Source organism: Burkholderia sp. Bp9031, from assembly GCF_003857965.1.
In the GTDB taxonomy this organism is placed as follows: Bacteria; Pseudomonadota; Gammaproteobacteria; order Burkholderiales; family Burkholderiaceae; genus Burkholderia; species Burkholderia ambifaria_A.
In genome coordinates this window covers 96,625-108,801 of record NZ_QTPW01000025.1, presented here as the reverse complement: position 1 = coordinate 108,801, position 12,177 = coordinate 96,625, and the positions used below count along the sequence as shown (strand labels likewise).

General features: G+C 65.2%; 8 protein-coding genes. 1 reads left to right on the top strand and 7 read right to left on the bottom strand.

Annotated features, from left to right (window positions below; genetic code table 11):
• Positions 1 to 150: 150 nt before the first annotated feature.
• On the bottom strand, positions 151 to 2,412 hold the full coding sequence (locus tag DIE15_RS26895; protein ID WP_124834772.1) for a primosomal protein N': 2,262 nt from the start codon (positions 2,410 to 2,412) through the stop codon (positions 151 to 153).
• A 448-nt stretch (positions 2,413 to 2,860) separates the two neighbouring features.
• The gene (gene hemE / locus DIE15_RS26890) at positions 2,861 to 3,955 is read right to left on the bottom strand and encodes a uroporphyrinogen decarboxylase (RefSeq protein WP_311771986.1); all 1,095 of its coding nucleotides are present in this window, start codon (positions 3,953 to 3,955) and stop codon (positions 2,861 to 2,863) included.
• 149 nt (positions 3,956 to 4,104) lie between these two features.
• Between hemE and DIE15_RS26885 the strand changes: the two genes are divergently transcribed.
• A complete protein-coding gene (locus DIE15_RS26885) occupies positions 4,105 to 4,914 on the top strand; it encodes a transporter substrate-binding domain-containing protein (RefSeq protein ID WP_124834770.1) in 810 nt (269 codons plus the stop codon).
• A 731-nt stretch (positions 4,915 to 5,645) separates the two neighbouring features.
• Here DIE15_RS26885 and DIE15_RS26875 read toward each other — a convergent pair.
• The 5 genes from DIE15_RS26875 to atpA all read right to left on the bottom strand — a co-directional run bounded on the left by DIE15_RS26875 (position 5,646) and on the right by atpA (position 12,159).
• Positions 5,646 to 7,373 carry an AMP-binding protein gene (locus tag DIE15_RS26875; protein WP_124834769.1) on the bottom strand — a complete coding sequence of 576 codons (1,728 nt, stop codon included), beginning with the start codon at positions 7,371 to 7,373 and terminating at the stop codon, positions 5,646 to 5,648.
• Between the two features lie 259 nt (positions 7,374 to 7,632).
• Positions 7,633 to 8,058, bottom strand: a complete 426-nt coding sequence (locus DIE15_RS26870) for a F0F1 ATP synthase subunit epsilon (protein WP_006477288.1) — start codon at positions 8,056 to 8,058, stop codon at positions 7,633 to 7,635.
• A 153-nt stretch (positions 8,059 to 8,211) separates the two neighbouring features.
• A complete protein-coding gene (gene atpD, locus DIE15_RS26865) occupies positions 8,212 to 9,606 on the bottom strand; it encodes a F0F1 ATP synthase subunit beta (protein WP_011350527.1) in 1,395 nt (464 codons plus the stop codon).
• 66 nt (positions 9,607 to 9,672) lie between these two features.
• Positions 9,673 to 10,548 carry a F0F1 ATP synthase subunit gamma gene (gene atpG, locus DIE15_RS26860; protein ID WP_043184895.1) on the bottom strand — a complete coding sequence of 292 codons (876 nt, stop codon included), beginning with the start codon at positions 10,546 to 10,548 and terminating at the stop codon, positions 9,673 to 9,675.
• A gap of 69 nt (positions 10,549 to 10,617) precedes the next feature.
• Complete coding sequence (gene atpA, locus DIE15_RS26855) at positions 10,618 to 12,159, bottom strand: F0F1 ATP synthase subunit alpha (RefSeq protein WP_006756467.1); 1,542 nt, start codon at positions 12,157 to 12,159, stop codon at positions 10,618 to 10,620.
• Between the last annotated feature and the right edge of the window lie 18 nt (positions 12,160 to 12,177).

The following is a 12,177-nucleotide window of genomic DNA, read 5'->3' as shown; positions in this document are numbered from 1 at the left end:
GCGGGCAGCGGGCAGCGGGCAGCGGGCAGCGGGCAGCGGGCAGCGGGCAGCGGGCAGCGGGCAGCGGGCAGCGGGCAACGGGCAACGGGCAACGGACAGCGGGCTCGACGTCGGGTTCCGTGTCGGGCCGCGACGCACGGCACGCGCCGCTCAGATATCCAGCGGATCGACCTCGACGCTCCACCGCAGCACGCCCTTCAGCGCGCGCAGCTCCGGCTGCCATGCGCGCAACGCATGCTGCAGGGCCGCCCGCGACGCGCTTTCGAGCAGCAGCTGCGCGCGGTGGACGTTCGCGACCTTCACGATCGTCATCGGCACCGCGTCGTAGACGGTCACGCGATCGGCGCCCGGCAGCCCCGGCAACGCGGCCGCGGCCTGCAGCAGGAACGCAAGCGCCGCCTCGAGCGTGCGCCCTTCGGCACGCAACAGCGCCTGGTAGACGAACGGCGGCAGGTGCGCATCGCGGCGCTCGCCGAGCGTCGAATTCGCGAAGCCGACGTAATCCTGCCGGCCGAGCGCGTGATACAGCGCGTGACGCGGATAACGCGTCTGCACGAGCACCTCGCCCGGCAGCCCGGCGCGTCCCGCGCGGCCGCTCACTTGCATCAGCTGCGCGAACAGCCGCTCGCTCGCGCGAAAATCGTGCGAGAACAGCGCGGTGTCCGCATTGAGCACGCCGACGAGCGACACGCGCTGGAAGTCGTGCCCCTTCGCGATCATCTGCGTACCGACCAGGATGTCGACTTCACCGGCGTGCACGTCCGAGAACAGGGCCTGGGCGCTGCCCTTGCGCCGCGTGCTGTCCGCGTCGATCCGCAGTATCCGTGCGCCCGGCACGGCCTCGGCGAGCGCCTCCTCGATGCGCTGCGTGCCGCGCCCGAGCGGCGCGATGTCGACGTTCCCGCATTCCGGACACGATCGCGGAATGCGCGCCTCCCAGCCGCAGTGATGGCACCGCAACGCATGCTCGGGCTTGTGCAGCACGACGTACGCACTGCAGCGCGGGCAGCCTGCGACCCAGCCGCATGCATCGCAGGCGAGCTGCGGCGCGTAACCGCGCCGGTTCAGGAACACGAGGCTCTGTTCGCCGCGCTCGAGCCGCGCCTTCAGCGCCGCGACGAGCGGCCCCGACAGCCCGCCCATTGATGCGCGCCCGCGTCGCCGCTCCTCTTCGAGATCGATCAGCCGCACGGTGGGCAGCGTCGCGTCGGCCACCGCGCGGCGCGACAGCGTGAGCCGCGTGTAGCGCCCCTGCTCGGCCTGCCACCAGCTTTCGAGCGACGGCGTCGCCGAGCCGAGCACGACCGGAATGCCGAGATGCTTCGCGCGCCATACCGCGAGATCGCGCGCCGAATAGCGAAGCCCTTCCTGCTGCTTGTACGCAGGCTCGTGTTCCTCGTCGACGACGATCAGCGCGAGCGTCGGCAGCGACGCGAGCACCGCGAGCCGCGTGCCGAGCACGATCCGCGCTCGCCCCGTATGCGCGGCGAGCCAGTTGCGCGCACGCTCGCCTTCGGCAAGCCCGCTGTGCAGCGTGACGATCGCGTCGTCGGCGAGCGTGCCCGCGAAGCGTGCGCGAAACGCGGCCTCGAACTGCGGCGTCAGGTTGATTTCGGGTACGAGCACGAGCGCCTGCGCGTCGGGCCGCGCATCGAGCAGCGCCGCGAGCGCATGCAGATAGACCTCGGTCTTGCCGCTGCCCGTCACGCCATGCAGCAGGAACGGCGCGAACCCCTGCGCGGCGCGGATCGCGTCGAGCGCCTCCGCCTGCTGGTCGGTGAGCGCCGGCGGCACAGCTCGTCCACTGGTTGTCGACAGGTTATCCACAGCTTTGGGCACAGGCGTATCGGCCCAGCTGATCTCGTCGATCGCGACCCAGCCGCGCGCCGCCCAGTCGTCGAGCGTGACGGCCGCCTTCGGATGCAACGCGCGCGCATCGGGCAACGTCAGCGAATCGGTGTCGGCAAGTGCCTGCGCGAGCCGCCGCAGCGCGGCCCCGCGCGCGGGCAGTGCGGCGGGAAGCGCGGCGCGGCCGGCTTCGCTCAGCCGATAGCGCACCTCGGGCGCCAGCAGCCGCCCCCAGCGCTGCGCGTCGCGCAGCGCCTGTGGCAGCGCCGGCAGCGCGACTTCACCGCGACCGCGCTGATAATAGTCGGCCGCGAACGACACGAGCGCGAGCCAGTCCGGCGCCAGCGGCGGCAGTTCAGTACAGATTGCGTCGATCGCCCGCAACCGGGACGGCGGCACGTCGGTGTGAGTCGTTACTTCGCAAATCAGGCCGACGACCTGCCGCTTGCCGAACGGCACCTGGACGAGCGTACCGGGCTCGGGGGCCGGCTGGATGTCGCAGCGGTAGTCGAACAGGGTGGCGAGCGGATGGTCGAGCGCGACACGCAGGTAGGTCTCGCCCATCACCACGCTCCGGCGGCGACCCGGGCCGCGCGAACGGCTTGCTCCCGCGTCCGCGTCAAGGTGACGAACTTAAAGTAAAACTTCAGATTCGGCGCTAAGTTTTGGATTCGCATTAGGAATCGCCGTATACCCTGACCAGCCTGTGGATAACTTTGTTGAGAACTCGGCGTTCAACAGCCGCAAAGCGCGCGGGGCCGTGCTTTCCGCTGATTTTGCCCGCTGCTCACCGCGCCCCGCGGAGCCTTATTCCATAAGGCTGCTATTCAAATTCCCAGACCATAGCGAGACAATTCGACCGATACAGGGCTCTACCGCGCTGCAACGTGGAAAATGTGCATAAGTCAAGTCTTGACAAGCCATGAATCGGCAACCGGTGCGGGATTGCGCCCTGTTTAGCGCCGACAGCGAAACGCTGTCATCCCGCAGTGCAGCATGACAGCGCTTGCGCTCAGCCTGCCGCTCCGCTACGGATCTTGCGGCTGTGGCTATGTACTTCGTCGACGAGTTCGGCGACGTGGTCGGGCGACGTGAACTGCGAGATGCCGTGGCCGAGGTTGAATACGTGGCCCGGATGATTGCCGTAGCTGTCGAGTACCGCGCGCGCCTGCTCGCGCACCGCGGCCGGCGGCGCAAACAGGATCGTCGGGTCGAGGTTGCCCTGCAGCGCGACGCGCCCCGCGACGCGCTCGCGCGCGGCGCCGAGGTTGACCGTCCAGTCGAGCCCGACCGCGTCGACGCCCGTCGCCGCGATTTCCTCGAGCCACAGCCCGCCGCCCTTCGTGAAGGTGATCACCGGCACGCGCTCGCCGTCGTGCTCGCGCTTGAGTTGCGCGACGACGCGGCGGATGTAGTCCAGCGAGAAACGCTGGTACGCGCCGTCCGCCAGCGCGCCGCCCCACGTGTCGAAGATCATCACGGCCTGCGCGCCGGCCTCGATCTGCGCGTTCAGGTACGCGGCCACGGCCTGCGCGTTCACGTCGAGGATCCGGTGCATCAGGTCGGGGCGCGAATACGCCATCGACTTCACCGTGCGGAAATCGTCGGACCCGCCGCCTTCGACCATGTAGCACGCGAGCGTCCACGGGCTGCCCGAGAAACCGATCAGCGGCACGCGCTGGCGGCCCTGACCATCGATCAGCGCGCGGCGGATCTCGCGCACGGCGCCCGTCACGTAGCCGAGCGTCGCTTCGATGTCCGGCACCGCAAGCTTCGCGACATCGGCCTCGGTGCGCACCGGATGCGCGAACTTCGGCCCTTCGCCGACCTGGAAGTCAAGGCCGAGGCCCATCGCGTCGGGAATCGTCAGGATGTCCGAGAACAGGATCGCGGCGTCGAGCGGGAAGCGCTCGAGCGGCTGCAGCGTCACTTCGGTCGCGTAGTCGGGATTCTTCGCGAGGCCGAGGAAACTGCCGGCGCGCGCGCGCGTCGCGTTGTATTCGGGCAAATAGCGGCCGGCCTGGCGCATCAGCCAGATCGGCGTGTAGTCGGTCGGCTCGCGCAGAAGCGCACGCAGGAAGGTGTCGTTGAGCAGGTTATGGGCCACGGTAGGAGCGACGATGCGAAGGCAAAGCGGCATTTTACCGGAGCGCGGGCGCACGGCTGCGTATGCCGATGCGATGGCGGCCATATGACGCGCGCGATGGCTCCGTTATGATCGGACGCTGATATCAACCCGAACGAAGGAGGAGACCGATGAAGGCATTCGCCACGCTGGCCGCGCTCGCCGCCACCGCCACCATGCTTTGCTGCGCTGCCGCGCACGCGCAGACCGCCGCGCCCTCGACTGCCGCGGCCGCCGCCGGCTCGCGGCTCGACGACGTGCTCGCCCGCGGCACGCTGCGCGTGTGCACGACGGGCGACTACAAGCCGTACTCGTACCACCGGACGGACGGACGCTTCGAGGGCATCGACATCGACATGGCCGAATCGCTCGCGAAATCGCTCGGCGTGAAGGCCGACTTCGTGAAGACGAGCTGGTCGAACCTCACGAACGACTTCGTTGCGAAGTGCGACATCGCGGTGGGCGGCGTATCGACGACGCTCGAGCGCCAGAAGCGCGTGTTCTTCACGCAGCCGTACGTGGTCGACGGCAAGGCGCCGATCGTGCGCTGCGCGGACGCCGCAAAATACCAGACCATCGCGCAGATCGACCGCCCCGAGACCCGTGTGATCGTGAACCCGGGCGGCACCAACGAGCGCTTTGCGAAACAGTTCTTCACACATGCGAACCTGAGCGTCTATCCGGACAACGTGACGATCTTCAAGCAGATCCTTGCGGGCAAGGCGGACGTGATGGTGACGGATGCGTCCGAGACGCTGCTGCAGCAAAAGCTGAATCCGGGCCTGTGCTCGGTGCATCCGGACAAACCGTTCCAGTTCGGCGAAAAGGCGTACATGGTGCCGCGCGGCGACGTCGTGTTCCAGCAGTACGTCGACCAGTGGCTGCACCTCGCGCTGTCGACCGGCGAATACCAGGCGATCTCCGACAAATGGCTGAAGTAAGCGAACTCGCGCACGGCAACGGCGGCCAATAACGGGCACGGACCCCGTTGCCGGCGAACGCGATGCGAACGGCCGTGGCTGACAACCGGCCGGCGCACCGCAGTTACATATCGGCTCGGCGCGCGGCGGGGGCAAAATCGTGGAGATTGGCCGAATGGCCGACTATTGCGCCCGCCGATCGCGTTTCAAAATCTTTCCGACGAATGAATCGCCATGTGCGGTATCTGCCGCACGATGCACATTCCGGCGTGTAAATCGGCAATTCATCGGTGCCGATACGCATGAAAAACGCATTACGCGCATACGATGAAAACTCTGCGGAAAAGATAAGTAAATATGACCTTTTTCAGGACCCCGAAAACAGCAAAAAATCCCGGAAAGCCTTATCTGGCGGGCGTTACAACCTGAAACACTTTGTTACCGCGACGGGTCATTAATTCGCCCACAATGGCCTCAACGGTTTCAACACGGATGCGGTCTCGTGTGCCAAGTGTGAGCGGACGCGAAGCGCTGCGAGCCAGTCGGTCACGTACCGAAGCCCTTCCGAGGGGCATCCCTGTTGGAGTCGTTTCCGGCTCCCCGCCGGACTCGGTTTCATCTTTGGTCTCCTCGCGCTAACCCCGTAGCGTGTGGTTTTTAGCGGGCTAATAAGCCCGCTTTTTTTCGTCCATCGAAAACGCAACGGCCCGAAGGCCGCCGCGCTTTTCCCGCCGCCGTGCCGTCCGCTCGTTTCAAGCGGTCTTCTGCACGTCGAGCTTCAGTTCGTCGATCATTCGCTCGCGCATCACGAACTTCTGCACCTTGCCCGTCACCGTCATCGGCAGCTCGTCGATGAAGCGGATGTAGCGCGGAATCTTGTAGTGCGCGATCTGGCCGCTGCAGAACGCGCGCACGTCGTCCTCGGTCATCTGCTCGTCCGCGCGCAGCACGATCCACGCACACAGCTCCTCGCCGTATTTCGCATCGGGCACGCCGAACACCTGCGCGCTCTGAATCTTCGGATGCCTGAACAGGAATTCCTCGATCTCGCGCGGATACACGTTCTCGCCGCCGCGGATCACCATGTCCTTGAGCCGGCCGACAATATTGCAGTAGCCATCCGCGTCGAGCGTCGCGAGGTCGCCCGTATGCATCCAGCCGTCGACCAGCACCTCGCGCGTTTTCGCATCGTCGTCCCAATAGCCGAGCATCACCGAATAGCCCTTCGTGCACAGCTCGCCCGTCGCGCCGACCGGCACGATATCGCCGCTCGGATCGACGATCTTCACTTCCAGGTGCGGCTGGATGCGCCCGACCGTCGTCGTGCGCTTCTCGAGCGGATCGTCGGTCGAACTCTGGAACGACACGGGGCTCGTCTCCGTCATCCCGTACGCGATCGTGATTTCCGACAGATGCATCTGCGACACCACGCGCTTCATCGTCTCGATCGGGCACGGCGAGCCGGCCATGATCCCGGTGCGCAGCGTCGACAGGTCGAATGTCGCGAACGCCGGATGATCGAGCTCGGCGATGAACATCGTCGGCACGCCGTGCAGCGCGGTGCAGCGTTCGTCGGCCACCGCCGCAAGCGTCGCGACCGGGTCGAACGCCTCGCCGGGGAACACCATCGCCGCCCCCTTGGACACGCATGCGAGCACGGCCAGCACCATCCCGAAGCAGTGATACAGCGGCACCGGGATGCACAGCGAGTCCTGCTCGCTGAAGCGCATCGCCATTGCGATCGAGCGCGCATTGTTGACGACGTTGCGGTGCGTGAGCGTCGCGCCCTTCGGGCTGCCGGTCGTGCCGCTGGTGAACTGGATATTGATCGGATCGGTAGCCGCAAGCGTCGCGCCGATCGCGTCGAGCCGCGCGACATCGAGCGTGTCCCGGCCGCGCGCCATCACGTCCGCGAAGCGGAACATGCCGGCCGGCGCGACCTCGCCCATCGATACGACCGTGCGCAGGCTCGGCACGCGCGCCGCATGCAGGTCGCCCGGCGTCGCGCTCGCGAGCTCCGGCGCGATGGTCTGTAGCATCTCGACGTACGCCGACGTCTTGAAGCGCTCGGCCGCGATCACGGCCTTGCAGCCGACCTTGTTCAGCGCGTATTCGAGTTCCGCGAGCCGGTAGGCCGGGTTGATGTTGACGAGGACCGCGCCGATGCGCGCGGTCGCGAACTGCGTGAGCAGCCATTCGCTGCGGTTCGGCGACCAGATGCCGACGCAATCGCCCTTCGCGATCCCGAGCGCGGCCAGGCCCGCCGCGAGCACGTCGACCTCGTGCGCGAACTCGCGCCAGCTCCAGCGCACCGGCTGTTCGCGGAACACGACGGCCGGACGATCGGGAAAGCGGCCGGCCGTGTCGAGCAGGAACCGGCTGATCGTCGCTTCGGATAGCGGCACGTCGGTCGCGCCGCGCACGTACGACAGTCCGTTTTCGGGCGCGATCAGCGCCCCCATGCCAAGGTCTGCTGCCATCGATGTCTCCGTCCGTTTTTGTCTGATCGGCCCGGCACGCGGCTCACGCGCGCCTGCTCCGCCGCGATCGCGACGGGCGGCCTCTGCACGAATGATGCCGCGCTCCGCTGACGACACTCTGACATCAAATCACGGCGGCCGGATGAAATAGCACGACCGGACGATATGACCTGGCCCCCGCAAAAAAACAGACGAAAACGACGAACCAAAAAAAAGCAGCCCGAAGGCTGCTTTCTTTCACGGGATACGCGCGCGCGGCTCAGTGCCGGCTGCGGATCTTCGCGAGACGCTGGATCGCCTCGAGCTGCGCCATCGCGGTCGCGAGCTCGGATTGCGCCTTTGCGAGGTCGAGGTCCGACTTCGCGTTCTGCAGCGTTTCCTCGGCACGCTTGCGCGCTTCCTCGGCTTTCGCCGCGTCGAGGTCCTTGCCGCGGATCGCGGTATCGGCGAGCACCGTCACGGCGCCCGGCTGCACTTCGAGGATGCCGCCTGCGACGAACACGAATTCGTCGTTGCCGCCCTCGACTTCGATGCGCACCGCACCCGGACGAATCCGCGTGATCAACGGCGTGTGACCCGGCAGAATACCCAGCTCACCCGTTTCGCCCGGCAGCGCGACGAATTTCGCCTCGCCCGAGAAGATCTGCTCTTCCGCGCTGACGACGTCTACTTTGATGGTTGCCATATCGACTCCTGTCGATCGGAGCGGGCGCTAAAGCGCTTACTCCGATCCCATGCACGGCGGGTTGAGCGTATTACGTGGGCGCCCGTCCGTGAACAGATACCATCAAGGTATCCGTCACGGACGTACCTGCACCCGCTGCGTTACGCCCGACCCTTACGAGATCTTCTTGGCCTTTTCGAAGGCTTCGTCGATCGTGCCGACCATGTAGAACGCCTGTTCCGGCAGGTGGTCGCACTCGCCGTCGACGATCATCTTGAAGCCACGGATCGTTTCCTTCAGCGGCACGTACTTGCCCGGCGAGCCCGTGAACACTTCAGCGACGTGGAACGGCTGCGACAGGAAACGCTGGATCTTACGCGCACGCGCGACCGACAGCTTGTCTTCCGGCGACAGTTCGTCCATGCCCAGAATCGCGATGATGTCGCGCAGTTCCTTGTAGCGCTGCAGCGTCTGCTGAACGCGACGGGTGATCGAGTAGTGCTCTTCACCGATCACGTTCGGGTCGATCTGGCGCGACGTCGAGTCGAGCGGGTCGACTGCCGGGTAGATACCCAGCGAAGCGATGTCACGCGACAGAACGACGGTTGCGTCCAGGTGGCCGAAGGTCGTAGCCGGCGACGGGTCGGTCAAGTCGTCCGCAGGGACGTACACGGCCTGGACCGACGTAATCGAGCCCTTCTTGGTCGACGTGATGCGCTCTTGCAGCTTGCCCATTTCTTCAGCCAGCGTCGGCTGATAGCCCACTGCCGACGGCATACGGCCGAGCAGTGCCGACACTTCGGTACCGGCCAGCGTGAAACGGTAGATGTTGTCGACGAAGAACAGCACGTCGAGGCCTTCGTCACGGAAGTGCTCGGCCATCGTCAGGCCGGTCAGCGCGACGCGCAGACGGTTGCCCGGCGGCTCGTTCATCTGGCCGTACACCAGCGCGACCTTGTCGAGAACGTTCGAGTCCTTCATTTCGTGATAGAAGTCGTTCCCTTCACGGGTACGCTCGCCCACGCCCGCGAACACGGAGTAACCGCCGTGTTCCTTCGCGATGTTGTTGATGAGCTCCATCATGTTGACGGTCTTGCCCACGCCAGCACCGCCGAACAGGCCAACCTTGCCGCCCTTCGCGAACGGGCAGATCAGGTCGATAACCTTGATACCCGTTTCGAGCAGTTCGGTCGACGGCGACAGTTCGTCGAACGCCGGAGCCTTCTGGTGGATCGAACGCGTCGTTTCGCTTTCGATCGGGCCAGCTTCGTCGATCGGACGGCCGAGCACGTCCATGATTCGGCCGAGGGTCGGCTTGCCGACCGGCACCGAGATCGGCTTTGCCGTGTTCTTCACGGTCAGGCCGCGGCGCAGGCCATCGGATGCACCCAGACAGATGGTACGGACCACGCCGTCGCCCAGTTGCTGCTGGACTTCGAGCGTCAGTTCCGAGCCATCGAGAATGAGCGCGTCGTAGATCTTCGGCATGCTGTCGCGCGGGAATTCCACGTCGATAACGGCGCCGATGCACTGTACGATCTTGCCTTCTACCAAAGCAGCAGTACTCATCGCTTTTCCTTTAAATACCTGATTCTTTACTCGCGCAAAGGCGCAGTTGTCGTCCCGGGCGCGCGCTTAAACAGCGGCTGCGCCGCCGACGATCTCCGACAGTTCTTTCGTGATCGCGGCCTGACGGCTCTTGTTGTACACGAGCTGCAGTTCGCTGATCACCGTCTTCGCGTTGTCGGACGCGGCCTTCATCGCGACCATGCGCGCCGATTGCTCGGACGCCATGTTTTCCGCGACGGCCTGGTACACCAGCGCCTCGACGTAACGCACGAGCAGTTCGTCGACGACTGCCTGCGCGTCCGGCTCGTAGATGTAGTCCCACGACGTGGCCGGCGTACCGTCATCGGCTTCGAAGTGCTCCGACGACAGCGGCAGCAGCTGCTCGATCACGGCTTCCTGCTTCATCGTGTTGACGAAGCGCGTGTAAGCGATATAAACCGCCGACAGCTTGCCTTCCGAGTACAGATCGAGCTGCGTCTTCACCGCGCCGATCAGCTTGTCCAGATGCGGGGTGTCGCCGAGGTGCACGACCTGCGACATCACCTTCGCGCCGAAGCGGTTCAGGAACCCGAGGCCCTTGCTACCGATCGCGGTGGCTTCGACCTTCTGGCCCTTCTCTTCCAGCTCCTTGAACTTCTGCACCGTCGCACGCAGCACGTTGGTGTTCAGACCACCGCAAAGACCCTTGTCCGTCGTAACGAGGATGATGCCGGCCGTCTTCGCGCCTTCGTTCGCCACCATGAACGGGTGGCGGTACTCCGGGTTCGCGCGGCTCATGTGCGCGGCGATGGCACGGACCTTGTCCGCATACGGACGAGCGGCGCGCATGCGTTCCTGCGCGCGACGCATCTTCGATGCGGCCACCATCTCCATCGCCTTCGTGATCTTGCGCGTGTTCTGCACGCTCTTGATCTTGCCGCGAATTTCCTTCATTCCAGCCATAGCTTGCTCCTTGACCGAAGCGGCGCGGGCGCATCAGCACCCGCGCGGCCTCAGTGTGTCACTCGCGGATCAATAGGCACCGGACTTCTTGAAGGATTCGATCGCCGCGCGCAGTGCGCCTTCGTCGTCCTTCGAGAGATCCTTGGTGTCTTCGATGCGCTTGATGAGGTCAGCGTGGCTGGTCTTCAGGTTGTCGCGCAGGCCCTTCTCGAACGACAGCACTTGCTTGACGTCGAGATCGTCGAGGTAGCCGTTGTTCGCGGCGTACAGCGACACGGCCAGTTCCCACACCTGCAGCGGCTGGTACTGCGGCTGCTTCAGCAGTTCCGTCACGCGGCGGCCGCGCTCGAGCTGCTTGCGGGTCGCTTCGTCGAGGTCCGATGCGAACTGCGCGAATGCCGCCAGTTCACGATACTGCGCGAGGTCGGTACGGATACCGCCCGACAGCTTCTTCACGACCTTCGTCTGAGCGGCGCCACCGACTCGCGACACCGACACGCCGGCGTTGATTGCCGGGCGAATGCCTGCGTTGAACAGGTCGGTTTCCAGGAAGATCTGGCCGTCGGTAATCGAGATCACGTTCGTCGGAACGAACGCGGTCACGTCGCCAGCCTGCGTTTCGATGACCGGCAGTGCCGTCAGCGAACCGCTCTTGCCCTTCACTTCGCCGTTCGTGAACTTCTCGACGTACTCTTCCGACACGCGAGCAGCACGCTCGAGCAGACGCGAGTGCAGATAGAACACGTCACCCGGGTAAGCTTCACGGCCCGGCGGGCGGCGCAGCAGCAGCGAGATCTGACGGTATGCCCAGGCTTGCTTGGTCAAGTCGTCATAGATGATCAGCGCGTCTTGGCCGCGGTCGCGGAAGTATTCGCCCATCGTGCAGCCGGCGTACGGTGCGAGGTACTGCATCGCGGCCGAATCCGAAGCCGAAGCGGCGACGACGATCGTGTATTCCATCGCGCCCGTTTCTTCGAGCTTGCGAACCACGTTCATGATCGACGAAGCCTTCTGGCCGATCGCGACGTAGATACAGATCAGGTCCTTGCCCTTCTGGTTGATGATCGCGTCGAGCGCCACTGCGGTCTTGCCGCACTGACGGTCGCCGATGATCAGCTCACGCTGGCCACGGCCGATCGGCACCATCGCGTCGATCGACTTGATGCCCGTCTGCACCGGCTGCGACACCGACTTACGCCAGATCACGCCCGGAGCGATCTTTTCGATCGCGTCGGTCAGCTTCGCGTTGACCGGGCCCTTGCCGTCGATCGGGTTGCCGAGTGCATCGACCACGCGGCCGACGAGTTCCGGACCCACCGGCACTTCGAGAATGCGGCCCGTCGTCTTGACGATGTCGCCTTCCGAGATGTGTTCGTATTCGCCGAGAATCACCGCGCCGACCGAGTCGCGCTCGAGGTTCAGCGCGAGGCCGAACGTGTTGCCCGGAAACTCGAGCATTTCGCCCTGCATCACGTCCGACAGGCCGTGGATACGCACGATACCGTCGGTCACGGAGATCACGGTGCCCTGGTTGCGAACGTCTGCGCTCGCTTCAAGGCCCTGGATCCGGCTCTTGATCAGCTCGCTGATCTCAGAGGGATTGAGTTGCATTATTCGCTCCTGATAGTC

Excerpts from the sequence above, each read along its gene's own strand:
- DIE15_RS26895 (WP_124834772.1), bottom strand. The coding sequence starts at position 2,412 with ATGGGCGAGACCTACCTGCGTGTCGCGCTCGACCATCCGCTCGCCACC.
- DIE15_RS26885 (WP_124834770.1), top strand. The coding sequence starts at position 4,105 with ATGAAGGCATTCGCCACGCTGGCCGCGCTCGCCGCCACCGCCACCATG.
- DIE15_RS26875 (WP_124834769.1), bottom strand. The coding sequence starts at position 7,373 with ATGGCAGCAGACCTTGGCATGGGGGCGCTGATCGCGCCCGAAAACGGA.
- DIE15_RS26870 (WP_006477288.1), bottom strand. The coding sequence starts at position 8,058 with ATGGCAACCATCAAAGTAGACGTCGTCAGCGCGGAAGAGCAGATCTTC.
- atpD (WP_011350527.1), bottom strand. The coding sequence starts at position 9,606 with ATGAGTACTGCTGCTTTGGTAGAAGGCAAGATCGTACAGTGCATCGGC.
- atpG (WP_043184895.1), bottom strand. The coding sequence starts at position 10,548 with ATGGCTGGAATGAAGGAAATTCGCGGCAAGATCAAGAGCGTGCAGAAC.
- atpA (WP_006756467.1), bottom strand. The coding sequence starts at position 12,159 with ATGCAACTCAATCCCTCTGAGATCAGCGAGCTGATCAAGAGCCGGATC.